The organism is Janthinobacterium aestuarii (genome assembly GCF_046113285.1).
Taxonomy (GTDB): Bacteria; Pseudomonadota; Gammaproteobacteria; order Burkholderiales; family Burkholderiaceae_D; genus Janthinobacterium.
This window is the reverse complement of record NZ_CP142524.1, coordinates 4,269,227-4,284,397: the sequence shown is the minus strand read 5'-3', so window position 1 is coordinate 4,284,397 and position 15,171 is coordinate 4,269,227. Positions and strand designations below refer to the sequence as shown.

Genomic DNA, 15,171 nt, shown 5'->3' with positions numbered 1-15,171 from the left:
ACTTTTTTACCTATTTCCGCGACCATGACGCATCCCGAATACATCCTGACCCTGTCCTGCCTGGACCAGCGCGGCATCGTGCACCGCGTGTCCGGCTTCCTGGCCGATCACGGCTGCAACATCCTCGATTCCGCCCAGTTCGGCGACCAGGAATCCCAGCTGTTCTTCATGCGCGTGCATTTCGCGCTGGAAGACGGCGCCGTCAGCGACGCCCAGTTGCGCAGCGACTTCGCCGACTTGTCGCAAGTCATGCAGCGCAATGGCCCCTTCCATGGCCAGTTGCACGATGCGCGCGTCAAGCCGCGCGTGATGCTGATGGTGTCGAAGATCGGCCATTGCCTCAACGATTTGCTGTTCCGCTACAAGAGCGGCTTGCTGAACGTGGAAATTCCCGCCATCGTGTCGAATCACATGGAGTTCTACCAGCTGGCGGCCAGCTACAATATTCCCTTCCACCACTTGCCATTGGCGGCCGGTGCGCCGGAAGCGGCCAAGCTGGCGCAGGAAGCGAAGATCATCGAGCTGATGGAGTCGCACAAGATCGACCTGGTGGTACTGGCGCGCTACATGCAGATCCTGTCGCCCGGCCTGTGCCAGGCGCTCGACGGCCGCGCCATCAATATCCACCACTCCTTCCTGCCCAGCTTCAAGGGCGCCAAGCCGTATGCGCAGGCGCACCACCGCGGCGTCAAGCTGATCGGCGCGACGGCCCACTTCGTCACGGGCGACCTGGACGAAGGCCCGATCATCGAGCAGGACGTCGAGCGCGTCGACCATGCGATGGATGCGGAAACGCTGACGGCCATCGGCCGCGACGTCGAGTGCGTGGTGCTGGCGCGCGCCGTGAAATGGTTCGTCGAGCATCGCATCCTGAAAAATGGCGACAAGACCGTGGTTTTCCGCTGATACCGACTTCACTATTTACTTTACCGAGACAGAAACACGATGGCCCTCAAAGCAACAATTTTCAAAGCCGATCTGCAGATCGCCGACATGGACCGCAATTACTACCAGGATCATGCGCTGACCCTGGCGCGCCACCCGTCCGAAACGGACGAGCGCATGATGGTGCGCCTGCTGGCGTTCGCCATCCATGCGGACGAGGCGCTGACCTTCACCAAGGGCCTGTTCGATACGGAAGAGCCCGACCTGTGGCAGAAGGATTTGACGGGCGCCATCCAGCTGTGGATCGAAGTGGGCCAGCCGGATGAAAAGCGCATCCTGAAGGCCTGCGGCCGTTCGGAACAGGTCATCGTCTACAGCTATGGCGCAACCAGCCACATCTGGTGGAAGCAGATCGCGAATAAACTGGAACGGGCGAAGAACTTGACCGTGATCAACTTGCCGTCCGAGGCGGCGCAAGACATGAGCAAGCTGGCGCAGCGCACCATGCAGCTGCAATGCACGATCCAGGATGGCCAGATATGGCTGACCGACAGCGTCAACACGGTCCTGATCGACCGCGAACCGGTGAAACCGGCACGCTGATGTTGACGGTTTGAAATGCAAAAAGCCCGGATCGCTCCGGGCTTTTTGCATTGCGCCGCCGCTTTACGGGGCCGCGTCTTCGTCGTTGCTGACGATGACCAGCAACTGCGCCTGCTGCGCGCCAAAGCTGCGCGTGCGGTGCGGAATCAGGGCGTTGAAATACACGGAGTCGCCCGTGTGCAACTGCACGGTTTCCTGGGGAAACTCGATTTCAATCGTGCCCTGGTGCACGAACAGGAATTCCTCGCCCGCATGTTCCTTGAAGGCGGAGGCGGCGAAATCGGCCGCCGGATACACCATGAAGGGCAGCATTTTCTTCGGTGCCACGCCGGCGGCGATGCTGGCGAAATGCGGCAGCGGCGGCATCGCGCCCGCGCTGGCCGGATCGCCGGCGCGGGTGATGGTGACGGCCGCCTGCCGGTGGCTGTCGCTGAACAGCTGCTCCACGTCCACCTGCATCGCGTGCGACAGTTTCAGCGCCACGGCGATTGAGGGCACGCTCAGGCCCCGCTCCACCTTGGACAAGTAACTCTTCGTCAAGCCGCTTTTTTCCGCCAGCTGTTCCAGGGTCCAGCCCTTGTGTTTTCTCAGCAGTTTCAGACGCATAGCCATGGTTGCATCGGTCGATTTAAAAAAACTATTGTACCTCATGACACAAAGTGTCCTAAAATACACTTAGTTTCCTCGGATTGGGTTGCGCGGCTGTTGCCGTGCATGCCGGGAAGCGTAGTCAGCATGAGTGAAGGATCAACGATGCAACACAATACTCAGTATGAAGCAGCGGCACCGGGCGCCAGCCTGGCCTTGTCGAAAGACGAACTGGTGGCCATCGCCGAGCGGCGCCTGGCCAGCGTCACGCAGGACAGTGCCTGGTCGGCGCGGCAAACCCTGGCGCTGTCCTGCCGCATCCTGTTCGATGGCGGACATGATTCCGGCCTGGCAGGGCAGATCAGCTGCCGTGGCGGCCAGGACGCCACGTTCTACACGCAACAGCTGGGCCTGGGCTTCGATGAAATCACGGCCAGCAATCTGCTCGAGGTCGACCATGACCTGCGCGTGGTGCACGGCGAGGGTATTCCCAACCCGGCCAACCGTTTCCACAGCTGGATCTACCGCCAGCGCCCGGACGTGGCCTGCATCATCCACACGCATCCAACGCACGTGGCGGCGCTGTCGATGCTGGAGCAGCCGCTGCAGGTGTCGCACATGGATACCTGCCCTCTGTTCGACGATTGCGCCTTCCTGCCCTCGTGGCCGGGTGTGCCGGTAGGAAATGAAGAAGGCGAGATCATCGCCGGCGCCCTGGGCGACAAGCGCGCCATCCTGCTGGCCCATCACGGCCAGCTGGTGGTGGGCCGCACGGTGGAAGAGGCGTGCATGCTGGCCTTGCTGATGGAACGGGCAGCCCGTTTGCAATTGCTGGCCATGGCGGCCGGCACCATCCTGCCCTTGCCCCCGGCCTTGGCGCGCGAGGCGCACGACTGGATTTCCACGGCCCGGCGCGACACGGTGACCTTCGCCTATTACGCGCGGCGCGCCCTGCGCCAGCACGCCGACTGCCTGGCCTGAACCACACACACACTGATTAAAAGGAAGCAACATCATGCAGACACCATTTCACGGCATCATTGCCTACCCTGTCACCCCCTTCACGGCCGATGGCGGCGACGTCGACCTGCCGCGCCTGCAACAACTGATCGAGCGCCTGATCGCCGACGGCGTGCACAGCATCGCCCCGCTGGGCAGCACGGGCGAGAGCGCATACCTGCAGGACGCAGAGTGGGAAGCCGTCGCCGCCACCTCGCTGGCCGCCGTCGCCAGGCGCGTGCCCACGGTGGTGGGTATTTCCGACCTGACCACGGCGGGCGCCATGCGCCGCGCCCGCTTTGCGGAAAAGCAGGGCGCCGACGCGGTGATGGTCTTGCCCGTGTCGTACTGGAAATTGAGCGAAAAAGAGATCGTGCGCCACGTGGCGCGCATCGGCGACGCTGTGGGCATTCCGATCATGCTGTACAACAATCCGGCCACCAGCGGCATCGATATGTCGCCCGAGCTGATCGTGCGCATCTGGCGCGAGGTGCCGAATGTGACGATGGTCAAGGAAAGCACGGGCGACATCCAGCGCATGCACCGGCTGGCGCAGCTGAGCGGGGGAGAGTTGCCGTTCTACAACGGCAGCAATACCTTGGCCTTTGCCGCGCTGGCGGCCGGCGCCCGCGGCTGGTGCACGGCTGCGCCCAACCTGCATGCGGGCTTGCCGCTGGCCCTGTATGCGGCCGTGCAGGCGGGCGATCTGGCGCGGGCGCGTGAATTATTCTTCCAGCAATTGCCATTGCTGCAATGCCTGATGAAAGGGGGCTTGCCGCCCACCGTCAAGGCGGGGCTGGCGCTGCGGGGTTTTGATGTGGGCACGCCCCGCGCGCCGCTGCAGCCGCTGGGCGAGGCGGCCACGGGGGAACTGGCCGCCGTGCTGGCCGGCCTGGCTGCTTAATTCGGCGCGCTGCCCAGCCGGCGGATGGTGCTCGAACGCTGCATGCTGCGGCTGACGCGCGGGTCGCCGTAGTAGCTCACTTCGCCCGAACCGCCGATGCTGATGGTCAAGTCATCCTTGGCCCATACCTGCGCTTCGCCCGAGCCGCCGATGCTCACCTGCACGTCGCGCGCGGCCAGCTTGCCCGCCTGGATATTGCCCGAGCCGCCGATCGACGCCGTCAGCTGCTCGGTCTTGCCGCTGGCCTTGAAGTTGCCGCTGCCGCCGATGGCCACGGACACCTGGCGGCTGTCGAGCTCGCGCGCGTTGATGGAGCCGGAACCGCCCACGTCGAAGCGCAGATTCTCGGCCCACAAGCCCGTTGCCGTGATGTTGCCCGAGCCGCCCACGCTGACGCGCTCCACCTGGCGCGCCTGGATGACGATGGTCAGGCTGCTCTGGCGGAAATTCGCGTTGCGCTTGGCGGGGCGGATGCGCAGGGTGCCGTTTTCCACGGCTGTCTCGATCAGCGGCAGGATATTGTCGTCGGCTTCGATGGTGACGCTGTCCGTGTTGCCGATACGCAGCTCGACCGTGCCCGGCACGTTCAGCGCCACGCCATGGAAACTGCCCACTTCGCGCGTCTGTTTTTGCAGCTTGCCGCTGCCCTGGATGCTGTTGCCGGAAATCCAGTCCAGCGGCGAGGCCAGCGCCGGCGCGGCCGGCATGGCCAGTGCGCAGGCGGCCAGCAGCAGGGCGGTCGCGGCGCTGACGCGGCGGCGGTGGAAAAGTGTCGGTGTCATTCTTGCTCCCTGTTTTGAATTGGACTGCAGCCATGGTATGCGAGCCTGCTGCGCCTGCGTAGCGCGTTGCGACAGACTGCGCCGGCAGCGGCATGGAATGCAGGAGGATGCGACAGGATGGCATGAGGTATCATGCCGGTATTGGACATACGACGAGGGGCACGCGCCGCTCACACTACTGGAATTACATGCTGATCATCACCATCAAACAGGGCAAGGAAAAGAGCTTGCTGGGCCAATCGTGGATTTACGCGTCCGCGATTGAAAAAGTCGAAGGCAAGCCGCAGGAAAAAATGAAGCCCGGCTCGACGGCCATCGTGCAGAGTTCTTCGAAACAATTTATCGCCCGCGCCGCCTACAATTCGAAGTCGCAGATCCGCGCGCGCATCTGGAGCTTCAAGGAAGACGAACCGGTCGACCACGCGCTGATCAAGCGCCGCGTCAAGGCCGCCATCGAGAAAAAACTGCCGGCCATCAAGAAAGCGGGCGAGAACCAGCTGCTGACCCTGATCAAGGGTGAAGACGAGGGCTTGCCGGGCCTGGTGGTGCAACTGTTTGGCGGCGTGCAGGGCTATCTGATCTGCGAATTCAACGCCGGCGGCGTCGACGCGTGGAAAGTGGCCATCGTGCAATCGCTGATGGCGTCCACCGGCTGCGTCAACGTGTACGAGCGCTGCGACGACCTGATGCGCAAGGGCGAAGGCTTGCCCCTGATCGACGGCGCCTTGGCCGGCGAGGAACCGCCCGATGAAGTCATGCTGACGGACAACGGCGTGCGCTATGCGCTGGACCTCAAAACGGGGCACAAGAGCAAGTTCCGCTGAGAACGGCTGTTTGACATGAAAAGAACCGGCGTGAGCCGGTTTTTTATTGGATTACGCAATAAAAACACTGGGAGGGACGTCGAATCGTTGTGCCAGGGCCTTGATTTGCCGCACATTCAGATCCCGCTTGCCGTTGAGCACTTCAGAGACGACGCCTTGTGTGCCGACTTCCGGTACGTCGGACTGTGTCAGTGCATGTTGTTCCATTAACTGGCGCAGCGTGGCCGCAGGCGAAACAGGGGCAGCCGGGAAATGCTCCTGATCGTAATCGGCTATCAACCGGCCGATACTGTCAACCAACCCCGCCAACGGGTGTTTTTCATCGGCCGCCCCCGCGTCCAATAGCTGATGCAATACGCTGACAGCTTGTTCATAAGCGGGCGCATCAGGAATCGCCTGCAGAGGGACCAGTTTGGACAAGGCCTGATAGTGGACAGTGATTTCTGTAATCATCTCACGATGCATCAAGGTTTCCATGCGTCGTACTCCTTGTGCGTCAACACTTCCCGGATGAACAGCAATTGGCGATTGAAGTGAATGGCGGCAATGATCCGGTACTTGTTACCGCCAATATTAAAAACATAGTAATCACCGACGCGATCCGTGGCGTTAAATATCGACTTCAGCACGGCGAAATTGGCAAAAGGCCGCGATTCGATGATCTTGCGCCATGCCTGCATGGGCTCGCCCGCCAGGGGATGTTTCCTGGCGAAATCGATCAAAGCCTTGTTGGCGACGATGCGCATATGCCGAAGCGATGCCGTGACGAAGCGATATCATGAGCGCAGATTATCTCAATTTGAGATAATCGTCAAACGGCATTATTCCAGCGGCACGCTGCGGTATTTGTTTACCTCCAGCGCCGACACCGCCGGCGCATCATTGCCCCACGACGCGCGCAGATACGTGACCACGGCCGCCACTTCCGCATCATCCATGACGGGACCGAACGGCGGCATGCCGTAGGGACGCGGGTTGCCTTTTGTCCCGGGCGCGAAGCCGCCGTTCAGCACGAGGCGGATGGCGTTCACGGCCGAGACCGTCGTCAGCGCGCGGTTGCCGGCCAGCGGCGGGTAGCCGGGCGGTACACCCTTGCCGTCGGCCTGGTGGCAGCTTGCGCACTGCGCTTCATACAGTTTTGCGCCCAGCGCCAGTTGCTGCCGGGCTTGCTCCGACGTGTCGCGCGGCGCCCGTTGCGCGTGCTGCGAGGGGCCGGGCAGGCTTTTCAGGTAGACGGCCATCGCCTGCACGTCGGCGCCGCTCATGTGCTGCAAGCTTTGCCGCACGACCTCCGCCATGGGGCCGAAGACGGTGGCGCGCGGCGAGACGCCCGTTTGCAGCAATTCCACGATATGCGCCGTGTCCCAGTCGCCCAGGCCCGCTTCCGCGTCGGACGTCAGCGACGGCGCATACCAGCCCAACACGGGGATCAGGCCGCCCGACAGGCCGTCGTCGCTGCCGCCCAGGGTCGTGCGGCTGCTATGGCAGGCGCTGCAGTGGCCCAGGCCTTGCACCAGGTAGGCGCCCCGGTTCCATTCCATGCTTTTGTTTGTGAGCGGCTGGTACACGCCCGGTTTGAAATACAGGGCGCGCCAGGCGGCCAGCGCGATCTGCTGGTTGTAGGGGAAGCGCAGCGCGTGCGGCGCGTTCGCCTGCTTGTGCGGCGGCACGCTTTGGAAATACGCATACAGGGCGTCGCTGTCTTCGCGCTGCACCTTGGTGTAGCTGGTGTAGGGAAAGGCCGGATACAGCAGCCGGCCGTCTTTCGACTTGCCGTTGTGGATGGCGCGCCAGAAATCGTCGGCCGTCCAGCTGCCGATGCCCGTTTCCTTGTCGGCCGTGATGTTGGGCGAGAGCACCTTGCCGAACGGCGTCTGCAGGGCCCGTCCCCCCGCGTAGGGCACGCCGCCGCGCGTCGTGTGGCAGGCCATGCAATCGCCCGCCTTGGCCAGGTAGGCGCCGCGCGCGACCAGCTGTTCCTGGCTCAGGGGGCTGGCAACGGCGGGCGGGCCCATGTCGTCGTCTGGGTACAGTACGAATCTGGCGCCGGCCGCAACGATGGCAACGCCGGCAATCGCGATCATCCATTTTTTCATGGCGCCACCTGCGCACCGGAGCCCGGCACGCCGCCGCAATGCAGGGGCAAGGGCAGGGCGATGCTGCTGGCGGGGCGCGCGTCGGCGCTGGCCACTTGCGTGCCCAGCCAGGCCGAGACGGCGCCCACGTCCGCGTCCGACAGGCGCTGCGCCACTTGCGCCATGCAGTCGGGGGCGTGGGCGCGGCGGATGCCGTTCTTCCACGCGCCCAGCTGGGCGTTGATATAGTCGCGCGGCAAGCCCAGCAAGCCGGGGATGGCGGGCGCCACGCCGGCCAGCTTCTCGCCATGGCAGGCGATGCAGGCGGGAATCTTTTTACTGGTATCGCCGTGCAGCACCAGCTGCTTGCCGCGCTCCAGGGCCATCGTGCCGGCGCCGCTGGGCTGGGCCGGCGGCGGTGCAGGGTGCTGCGCCGCAAAATACTCGGCGATTTCGCGCAGGTAATCGTCGGGCAAGTGTTCGACCATATAGTTCATCATCGGATACTGGCGCCGTCCCTCGCGAAAGTTCAGCAGCTGGTTGTACAGGTAGCCTGAAGGCTTGCCGGAGATGCGGGGAAAGAAGGCGTCGTGGCGTTCCTTCGGCGCATGGCAGGCCGTGCACGCCTTGATGCGCTGTTCCAGGCTGTCGTGGCCGGCTGGCAGCGCGGCGGGCGCGGCCAGCGCCATGCCGGGCCAGGCGATCGCCAGGGCCAGCACCAGCACGGGAGGGGAATGCAGTAGCATGGGGAGTTGCATGGGGAAATAACCTGTCTCGTCGGTCGATATGCCGTGCCGGTGTTGCTGCCCGGATGTTGTTACCCTAGCATATACCGGGTGCTGTCACTGTGACAGGATCAGTTGTGCAATAAAACTACGGATCAGTTTGAGGAGCAGGGTTGAAACGATATGAGGAATTGGCGGAAGAAGTCGCCGCCATGATAGCCACGCAGTTGTTGCTGCCTGGCGATAAATTGCCCTCCGTACGCCAGCAGCATGCGCGCAGGGGCGTCAGCCCGTCGACGGTGTTCCAGGCGTATTATTTGCTCGAAGCGCGCGGCATGATCGTCTCGCGTCCCCGCTCCGGCTATTACGTGGCGCCGCAGCGCGCCGCGCTGGCCCCCGAGCCGGACAGTTCCCACCCGCTCGATGCCAGCACCACCGTCGACGTCAGCGACCTCGTGTTCGAGGTGCTGGGCGCCGTCGGCGCGCGCGATATCGTGCCGTTCGGTTCGGCCTTTCCCAGCCCGCAGCTGTTCCCCATGGAAAGGCTGGCGCGGGCCGTGTCGGCCAGCATGCGCCGCCTCGACCCGTGGAGCACCGTCACGGATTTGTCCTTGGGCAATGCCGAGCTGCGCCGCCAGATCGCCCTGCGCTATCAGCTTGACGGCGTGCCCGTTTCCAGCGACGACATCGTCATCACGAATGGCGCGCTGGAAGCGCTGAACCTGTGCCTGCAAGCCGTCACGCGGCCCGGCGACACGGTGCTGATCGAGTCGCCCAGCTTCTATGCCTGCCTGCAGGCGCTGCAGCGGCTGGAACTGAAGGCGGTGGAAATTGCCACCAGCCCCCGTGACGGCGTCGACCTGGCCGCGCTGGAAGAGTTGCTGCAACGCCACCGGCCCAAGGCGTGCTGGCTGATGACGAGTTTCCAGAACCCCCTGGGCAGCCTGATGCCGCCGAAAAAGAAGCGCGCGCTGGTCGAACTGCTGGCGCGCCATGGCGTGCCGCTGATCGAGGATGATGTGTATGGCGAGCTGTATTTCGGCAAGCAGCGTCCGGGCCTGACGAAAAGCCACGACAGCGCGGGCCTCGTCATGCATTGCAGCTCGTTTTCCAAGACCCTGGCGCCCGGTTTCCGGCTGGGCTGGGCCGTGGCGGGCCGCTATGCGCGACAGGTCGAGCGCTTGAAACTGACGACGAGCCTGTCGGCACCCATCCCCCTGCAGATGGCGCTGGCCGATTATCTGGCGCAGGGCGGCTACGACCGCCATTTGCGCCAGCTGCGCTTGACCCTGGCGGCGCAGCAAAACACCATGCTGCAAGCGATCGCCGTGCATTTTCCGCCCGGCACGCGGGTAACGCGGCCGCAGGGCGGCTATTTCGTCTGGGTTGAAATGCCGGCGGGCATCGATGCGCTGGCCTTGCACCGCAGCGCGCTGGCGGCCGGCATCAGCATCGCGCCCGGCCCCATCTTTTCCGCCACGCGCGCGTTTCGCCACTGCATCCGCCTCAATTATGGCCACCCGTGGAGTCCGCAGCTGGAAGAGGCCATCGCCACCCTGGGGCGGCTGGCGCAGAGGGCGGCAAGCGGCACGTGAAAAAAAGTCCTTGCGCCAGCAAGTGTTTCATTCCAAAAGGAAATATTGCTGTTATATTGAAGTATCTATAACGAATGATGGGAATGATAATGGATAACACGCAGCCGGAACTGGGTCGTACGCAAGATACGACGCTGGCCATTCTGTCCCACGTTGGCGGCCTGTTCACCAGCTGGGTGGCGCCGCTGATCATTTACTTGATCAAGAAAGACGATGCGGATAAATTCTCGGCCGAGAACGCCCGCGAGGCGCTCAATTTCCAGATCACCCTGATCATCTGGTATTTCGCCTGCTTCATCCTGTCGTTCGTGCTGATCGGCCTGTTCCTGTTCTGGATCGTGGCGCTGGCCAATCTGGTGTGCTCGATCGTCGCTGCCGTCAAGGCTAGCAATGGCGTCACTTACCGCTATCCCCTGACCTTGCGCCTGGTCAAATAAGGCTGCGCCGGCCGCCGGGTGTCAGCCCGGGCGGCCGGGCAGTATCAGGAATGACGCAAAGTCGGGCGCCACTGTGGTGGCAGTCCCTGTTTCGTGCGACCACAGCACGACCACCGGCTCGCCCGATGGCCCCGTTTGCGCATAGTCAAAACAATAGTAATCGCCCGTGCCGAACTGGGCAAAGGGCAGCAGGGATGCGGCATCGCCGTCATCCGTATTCTCGAGCCACTCTTGCCAATCGGTGCGGTAATGGCGTTCTATCGATTCCCACGTCTTGCGCGCATTGGCCGCGTCGTAGACGGGAAAGATGCTCAAGGCGCCCAGCGCGCGGCCATTGTTGACCAATAACCATTGCACGTAGGACGCGGGCAGCCCACGCCCCAGCGCCTGTTCGGCGGCGGTGATCGCGTCAGGCGTGGTGCCGATGGACTTGTTCTTGCTCATGTTGCAGGAAGGCGCCGGCTCAGGCGGCGACTGGCGGCGGGGCAGGCGGGGTGCTGACGCGCGGCGCTTTTTGCGGCGCCACCTTGCCGCCTTCGGCGATCCAGCGGCGGTACACGCGCAGGGCCACTTGCGCATCGTCGGCCGCGTACAGGATCTGCTTTTCCGTCAGGCGCGACGTGGCCCAGTTGGTGGTGGAGATCTTTTTCGATTTCTGCAGATGCAGGCCGAAAAATTTGGCCACGGCCGTCTTCGCGCCCAGGTCGTTGCGCTGGCCGCCGCGCAGGGCGACGGACAGGTCGAGCACCTGGGCTGGCGCGATGCCCAGCTTGTTGCGCAGGCGCTTGACGTCGTCGGACAGGCCAAAGCCCACCTTCAGGGTGGTGGTCGATTCGAGGATGGCTTTGAGTTCGGCCAGGGCCGGCGCCGGCGTGCTGCCCACCTGGAACAGGTAGGCGATGTCGTCGGTAGCCAGCTGGATCAGATGCGGCCCCGTGGAGGACTCGCCCTTCACAAAAGTAGGCTTCGACTCCGTATCGAAGCCGATGGCGTCCGCTGCCAGCAGGGCGGCCATGGCCGCCTGTGCATCATCGCTGGTACGTACCAGCTTGACGTGGTCGAGGGCGATGCCTTGATACGGGGGGAGTGGCGGTACGGCAGCTGTGTCCATGAAACCGGATCAGCCTTTGCGCGAGAATTTCGCGGTCAGCTGATTCAGTTTTTCCAGGCGCAAGCGGTTCGCTTCTTCGGCGGCCGCCGCGTCGCGCTCGGCTTTCTTGCGCTCGGCTTCCTTCTTGAAGCGCTGCTGCAAGACTTGCGTGGCGTGGTCGCGGTGCGTTTGCGTCACTTCCGCGCCGGCCGTGCCGTCGAGGTCGTAGCGGATCTTGGCTTTTTCCATCACGCGCAGGTAGCGCAGCGAACCCGTGTGGATGCCCAGCGCCGTGCGCATCAGCTTGCGGTCCAGGTCCGGCAGGCGCGCCAGGATCTGCTTGTCGATACCGATCGACAAGGGCAGGCAATCGCGGAATGGCGGGAATTGCTCCTGGAACTGCTTCAGCAGCGCGCGTGCGGTCAGGCCGGCAGGCGCCGGCGTGGTCGCTGCGGCCGGTGCCGCCGCTGGGGCTGCATCGACTGGCGTGTCAGGAGTGGTGGCTTGCTGGTCTGGCGTGGAGCTGGTCATCGACATCATTGGTTGGGCTATAAAAGGGGAGCATAGCACGCGCCACAGGCAAGTGCATTGTCTTTTTTGGCAACTTGCGCTGCAACAAGCGGGTCCGCCCTACAGCGGACACAGCGCGAAATACGGGAAATGTGTATAATGTCGGCTTGCGCTGATGACTGGACCCCGTTTTTGATGGTCTGGCTCAGGTGTGCAGGGGATAGGAGCAGTGCGGTGCAGGGCCATCATTATTGATATTTTTGATATCAGATATTTTGCTTATCAATTATCCAGATAACTGGCCTTCGTGCATAATCTTGCTCTCCGCTGTGTCTTCACTGAACAACAATAGATTCAAGCCCGTTCTGGTACGGGCTTTTTTTCATTCCGCAATGTACATCGCTTATTTATCTGACCCGGCTTCGGCCCCGCCGCTCCGCATGACGGATGCGCGGGCTTTGAACGTCCCGATAGACAGGCGCCGCTGCCGTTAACACGGCAGCCGCAACAATACGCTCCATCGAGTCCGGTTTCGCAGGCTTAGGTGGAATCATTCACTTCGCGCCGACACCATCTGGTCTCGCATTAAGAGATATCTCATGAAGAATACGCCAAAAACTTTAACGTTGTCCGCCAAGGCGCCACGCCCAGCCGCGGCGCCACTTGCCGTACCCAAAACGACTTTATCTTACTTCATCGATAATGCGCAAGCGAATCCGGAAGCGACCGTCACGACGGCACCGACCGTCGTCACCGTGGTGAAGAAAAGCCGCTCGCGCCTGGCTGCCGTGCCGCCGGCTGATGCGGCTGCCGAAGCGCCAGCGGCGGCTGTCGACGCCGTTGCCGACGTGGCCGAGGTGGCCGACGCCGCACCGGCCAAAACGCCAAGCGTGAAGGTCGCCCCCGGCGCCAAGGCCCCGGCCGCGCCGCGCAAGGTCAGCGAAAGCGCCGCCACGAACAAGGTGGTGACGGCAGCCCGCTCGAAAGTCGTGCGCGCCAAGCCTGAGGCAGCGCCCGTGACCATCATCACCGGCGCGCAAGTGGTCAGCAAGACCACGGACGCCGATGCCCTGGCCGCCATCGACACCTCGAATTACTTCCTGCCGACCGTCAAGGTGCCAGGCCGCCGCGGCCGCAAGCCGAGCGAATTCACGCCGGAAAACGATGAAGTGGCGGCACTGAACGCCGTCGAGCGCGCCGAACTGAAGGCCGTGTCGAAGGCGCGCGACCGCAAGGCCAAGGGCGGCCTGGCGGACGCGCTGGGCGATCCGGAAGCATCGGCAGCGGACCTGGAACGCCGCCGCAAGCAGATCACGGGCTTGATCAACATGGGCAAGGAACGCGGTTTCCTCACCTACGCCGAGATCAATGACCAATTGCCGGAAAACATCATCGATCCGGAAGCGATCGAAGGCATCATCGCCACTTTCAACGACATGGGCATCGCCGTCTACGAGCGCGCCCCTGATGCGGAAAGCCTGTTGTTGACTGACAACGTCGCCACCGTCACCAGCGACGATGAAGTGGAAGCGGCTGCCGCCACGGCCCTGTCGACCGTCGACTCCGACTTCGGCCGCACCACCGACCCCGTGCGCATGTACATGCGTGAAATGGGCGCCGTGGCGCTGCTGACGCGCGAAGGCGAGATCGAGATCGCCAAGCGCATCGAAGGCGGCCTGAAAGACATGATCCAGGCCATTTCCGCCTGCCCCACCACGATCGGCGAAATCGTCGCGCTGTCGCAAAAAATTGCGCGCGATGAAATCAAGGTCGATGAAGTGGTCGACGGCTTTGTGGATTTGAACGAAAGCAATGCCCCGGCGCCAGCCGCCGCGCCCGCTCCCGCCGCCGCCAGCGGTGACGACGAGGAAGAGGAAGAAGAAGCCGAGGAAGAAGACGGTGACGCCAATGGCGGCGCTGCCGGTTTCTCCAGCGAGCAACTGGCCCAGCTGAAAAAGAATGCGTTGGAGAAATTCAACGTCATTTCGACGCAGTACGACAAGATGCGCAAGGCGCCCGAGGGTTACAACTCGAAAGCCTACATCAAGGCGCAGGAAGCCATTTCGCAGGAATTGCTGGGCATCCGCTTCACGGCCAAGGTCGTCGAAAAGCTGTGCGACACCCTGCGCGGCCAGATGGAAGAAGTGCGCCACATCGAGCGCGCCGTGCTGGAACTGTGCGTGAACAAATGCGGCATGCCGCGCGCCCACTTCATCAAGGTGTTCCCGGGCAATGAATGCGACCTGGAATGGGTCGACCGCGAAGTCGACTGCAAGTACCCGTACAGCGCCATCCTCAGCCGTAACGTGCCTGCCGTCAAGGAACTGCAAAAGAAGATGATCGACCTGCAAGCGCGCGTGGCCCTGCCGCTGGCGGACTTGCGCAAGATCAATAAGCAGATGGCTGCCGGCGAAAAGCGCGCGCGTCACGCGAAACGCGAAATGACGGTCGCCAACTTGCGTCTGGTGATTTCGATCGCGAAGAAATACATCAACCGCGGCTTGCAATTCCTCGACCTGATCCAGGAAGGCAACATCGGTCTGCTGAAGGCCGTCGATAAATTCGAATACCGCCGCGGCTACAAGTTCTCGACCTACGCCACCTGGTGGATACGCCAGGCGATCACGCGTTCGATCGCCGACATGGCCCGCACCATCCGCGTGCCGGTGCACATGATCGAAACGATCAACAAGATGAACCGCATCTCGCGCCAGATCATGCAGGAAACGGGCAGCGAGCCGGACCTGGCGACCCTGGCCGTCAAGATGGAAATGCCGGAAAACAAGGTGCGTGAAATCATGAAGATCGCGAAAGAGCCGATTTCCATGGAAACGCCGATGGGCGAAGATGGCGATTCGCAACTGGGCGACTTCATCGAAGACAACACGACGTTGGCGCCGCTGGACGCCGCGCTGCACGCCTCGATGCGCAACGTGATCAAGGAAGTGCTGGACTCGTTGACGCCGCGCGAAGCGAAAGTGCTGCGCATGCGTTACGGCGTGGAAATGTCGAACGACCACACGCTGGAAGAAGTGGGCAAGCAGTTCGACGTGACGCGCGAGCGCATCCGCCAGATCGAAGCGAAAGCCATGAGCAAGCTGCGCCAGCCTTCGCGCTCGGACAAGCTGAAGACTTTCCTGACGCAAAACTAAGC

At 62.9% G+C, this 15,171-nt stretch carries 17 protein-coding genes; 8 read left to right on the top strand and 9 right to left on the bottom strand.

Annotated elements, in window-relative coordinates:
• Positions 1 to 24: 24 nt before the first annotated feature.
• Together purU and OX462_RS19135 are read left to right on the top strand one after the other, a co-directional pair.
• Entirely contained in the window at positions 25 to 906 is an 882-nt protein-coding gene (purU, locus tag OX462_RS19140; protein WP_070313162.1) for a formyltetrahydrofolate deformylase, read from the top strand.
• A gap of 39 nt (positions 907 to 945) precedes the next feature.
• The gene (locus OX462_RS19135) at positions 946 to 1,488 is read left to right on the top strand and encodes a YaeQ family protein (protein WP_070291303.1); all 543 of its coding nucleotides are present in this window, start codon (positions 946 to 948) and stop codon (positions 1,486 to 1,488) included.
• Positions 1,489 to 1,551: 63 nt separating this feature from the next.
• On the opposite strand, the gene OX462_RS19130 is transcribed toward OX462_RS19135, so the two are convergent.
• Complete coding sequence (locus tag OX462_RS19130; protein ID WP_409026819.1) at positions 1,552 to 2,100, bottom strand: helix-turn-helix domain-containing protein; 549 nt, start codon at positions 2,098 to 2,100, stop codon at positions 1,552 to 1,554.
• A 141-nt stretch (positions 2,101 to 2,241) separates the two neighbouring features.
• On the opposite strand from OX462_RS19130, the gene OX462_RS19125 reads away from it, so the two are divergent.
• Both OX462_RS19125 and OX462_RS19120 read left to right on the top strand, forming a co-directional pair.
• Positions 2,242 to 3,057 carry an aldolase gene (locus OX462_RS19125; RefSeq protein ID WP_070291302.1) on the top strand — a complete coding sequence of 272 codons (816 nt, stop codon included), beginning with the start codon at positions 2,242 to 2,244 and terminating at the stop codon, positions 3,055 to 3,057.
• A gap of 34 nt (positions 3,058 to 3,091) precedes the next feature.
• A complete protein-coding gene (locus OX462_RS19120) occupies positions 3,092 to 3,979 on the top strand; it encodes a dihydrodipicolinate synthase family protein (RefSeq protein ID WP_409026818.1) in 888 nt (295 codons plus the stop codon).
• Here OX462_RS19120 and OX462_RS19115 read toward each other — a convergent pair.
• Entirely contained in the window at positions 3,976 to 4,761 is a 786-nt protein-coding gene (locus OX462_RS19115) for a head GIN domain-containing protein (protein ID WP_409026817.1), read from the bottom strand. The two genes, OX462_RS19120 and OX462_RS19115, sit on opposite strands and share 4 nt — an antisense overlap.
• A 188-nt stretch (positions 4,762 to 4,949) precedes the next feature.
• Between OX462_RS19115 and OX462_RS19110 the strand changes: the two genes are divergently transcribed.
• The gene (locus OX462_RS19110) at positions 4,950 to 5,585 is read left to right on the top strand and encodes a class I SAM-dependent rRNA methyltransferase (RefSeq protein WP_070224987.1); all 636 of its coding nucleotides are present in this window, start codon (positions 4,950 to 4,952) and stop codon (positions 5,583 to 5,585) included.
• Between the two features lie 51 nt (positions 5,586 to 5,636).
• Here OX462_RS19110 and OX462_RS19105 read toward each other — a convergent pair whose 3' ends face one another.
• The 4 genes from OX462_RS19105 to OX462_RS19090 form a co-directional block, all read right to left on the bottom strand.
• Positions 5,637 to 6,062 carry a helix-turn-helix domain-containing protein gene (locus OX462_RS19105; protein ID WP_083287837.1) on the bottom strand — a complete coding sequence of 142 codons (426 nt, stop codon included), beginning with the start codon at positions 6,060 to 6,062 and terminating at the stop codon, positions 5,637 to 5,639.
• A complete protein-coding gene (locus OX462_RS19100; RefSeq protein ID WP_409026816.1) occupies positions 6,050 to 6,331 on the bottom strand; it encodes a type II toxin-antitoxin system HigB family toxin in 282 nt (93 codons plus the stop codon). Before OX462_RS19100 ends, OX462_RS19105 begins: the two co-directional genes overlap by 13 nt.
• 75 nt (positions 6,332 to 6,406) lie before the next feature.
• Positions 6,407 to 7,681, bottom strand: a complete 1,275-nt coding sequence (locus OX462_RS19095; protein ID WP_409026815.1) for a c-type cytochrome — start codon at positions 7,679 to 7,681, stop codon at positions 6,407 to 6,409.
• A complete protein-coding gene (locus tag OX462_RS19090; RefSeq protein ID WP_409026814.1) occupies positions 7,678 to 8,406 on the bottom strand; it encodes a c-type cytochrome in 729 nt (242 codons plus the stop codon). Before OX462_RS19090 ends, OX462_RS19095 begins: the two co-directional genes overlap by 4 nt.
• Before the next feature lie 152 nt (positions 8,407 to 8,558).
• On the opposite strand from OX462_RS19090, the gene OX462_RS19085 reads away from it, so the two are divergent.
• Both OX462_RS19085 and OX462_RS19080 read left to right on the top strand, forming a co-directional pair.
• Positions 8,559 to 9,980 carry an aminotransferase-like domain-containing protein gene (locus OX462_RS19085; protein ID WP_409026813.1) on the top strand — a complete coding sequence of 474 codons (1,422 nt, stop codon included), beginning with the start codon at positions 8,559 to 8,561 and terminating at the stop codon, positions 9,978 to 9,980.
• Positions 9,981 to 10,069: 89 nt separating this feature from the next.
• Positions 10,070 to 10,417, top strand: coding sequence for a DUF4870 domain-containing protein (locus tag OX462_RS19080; RefSeq protein WP_070291296.1), 348 nt, complete (start codon positions 10,070 to 10,072; stop codon positions 10,415 to 10,417).
• Between the two features lie 21 nt (positions 10,418 to 10,438).
• On the opposite strand, the gene OX462_RS19075 is transcribed toward OX462_RS19080, so the two are convergent.
• The 3 genes from OX462_RS19075 to OX462_RS19065 are packed head-to-tail and all read right to left on the bottom strand — an operon-like array spanning position 10,439 to position 12,047.
• Positions 10,439 to 10,861 carry an SMI1/KNR4 family protein gene (locus OX462_RS19075; RefSeq protein WP_070313169.1) on the bottom strand — a complete coding sequence of 141 codons (423 nt, stop codon included), beginning with the start codon at positions 10,859 to 10,861 and terminating at the stop codon, positions 10,439 to 10,441.
• 19 nt (positions 10,862 to 10,880) lie between these two features.
• Positions 10,881 to 11,528 carry a 3'-5' exonuclease gene (locus OX462_RS19070; RefSeq protein WP_070313170.1) on the bottom strand — a complete coding sequence of 216 codons (648 nt, stop codon included), beginning with the start codon at positions 11,526 to 11,528 and terminating at the stop codon, positions 10,881 to 10,883.
• A 9-nt stretch (positions 11,529 to 11,537) separates the two neighbouring features.
• Positions 11,538 to 12,047 carry a ProQ/FINO family protein gene (locus OX462_RS19065; protein WP_070224995.1) on the bottom strand — a complete coding sequence of 170 codons (510 nt, stop codon included), beginning with the start codon at positions 12,045 to 12,047 and terminating at the stop codon, positions 11,538 to 11,540.
• A 569-nt stretch (positions 12,048 to 12,616) separates the two neighbouring features.
• Here OX462_RS19065 and rpoD point away from each other — a divergent pair.
• Complete coding sequence (gene rpoD / locus OX462_RS19060; protein WP_409026812.1) at positions 12,617 to 15,169, top strand: RNA polymerase sigma factor RpoD; 2,553 nt, start codon at positions 12,617 to 12,619, stop codon at positions 15,167 to 15,169.
• Positions 15,170 to 15,171: the final 2 nt, after the last annotated feature.

Excerpts from the sequence above, each read along its gene's own strand:
- OX462_RS19090 (WP_409026814.1), bottom strand. The coding sequence starts at position 8,406 with ATGCTACTGCATTCCCCTCCCGTGCTGGTGCTGGCCCTGGCGATCGCC.
- OX462_RS19125 (WP_070291302.1), top strand. The coding sequence starts at position 2,242 with ATGCAACACAATACTCAGTATGAAGCAGCGGCACCGGGCGCCAGCCTG.
- purU (WP_070313162.1), top strand. The coding sequence starts at position 25 with ATGACGCATCCCGAATACATCCTGACCCTGTCCTGCCTGGACCAGCGC.
- rpoD (WP_409026812.1), top strand. The coding sequence starts at position 12,617 with ATGAAGAATACGCCAAAAACTTTAACGTTGTCCGCCAAGGCGCCACGC.
- OX462_RS19080 (WP_070291296.1), top strand. The coding sequence starts at position 10,070 with ATGGATAACACGCAGCCGGAACTGGGTCGTACGCAAGATACGACGCTG.
- OX462_RS19120 (WP_409026818.1), top strand. The coding sequence starts at position 3,092 with ATGCAGACACCATTTCACGGCATCATTGCCTACCCTGTCACCCCCTTC.
- OX462_RS19130 (WP_409026819.1), bottom strand. The coding sequence starts at position 2,100 with ATGGCTATGCGTCTGAAACTGCTGAGAAAACACAAGGGCTGGACCCTG.
- OX462_RS19095 (WP_409026815.1), bottom strand. The coding sequence starts at position 7,681 with ATGAAAAAATGGATGATCGCGATTGCCGGCGTTGCCATCGTTGCGGCC.
- OX462_RS19075 (WP_070313169.1), bottom strand. The coding sequence starts at position 10,861 with ATGAGCAAGAACAAGTCCATCGGCACCACGCCTGACGCGATCACCGCC.
- OX462_RS19065 (WP_070224995.1), bottom strand. The coding sequence starts at position 12,047 with ATGATGTCGATGACCAGCTCCACGCCAGACCAGCAAGCCACCACTCCT.
- OX462_RS19135 (WP_070291303.1), top strand. The coding sequence starts at position 946 with ATGGCCCTCAAAGCAACAATTTTCAAAGCCGATCTGCAGATCGCCGAC.
- OX462_RS19105 (WP_083287837.1), bottom strand. The coding sequence starts at position 6,062 with ATGGAAACCTTGATGCATCGTGAGATGATTACAGAAATCACTGTCCAC.
- OX462_RS19070 (WP_070313170.1), bottom strand. The coding sequence starts at position 11,528 with ATGGACACAGCTGCCGTACCGCCACTCCCCCCGTATCAAGGCATCGCC.
- OX462_RS19100 (WP_409026816.1), bottom strand. The coding sequence starts at position 6,331 with ATGCGCATCGTCGCCAACAAGGCTTTGATCGATTTCGCCAGGAAACAT.
- OX462_RS19115 (WP_409026817.1), bottom strand. The coding sequence starts at position 4,761 with ATGACACCGACACTTTTCCACCGCCGCCGCGTCAGCGCCGCGACCGCC.
- OX462_RS19110 (WP_070224987.1), top strand. The coding sequence starts at position 4,950 with ATGCTGATCATCACCATCAAACAGGGCAAGGAAAAGAGCTTGCTGGGC.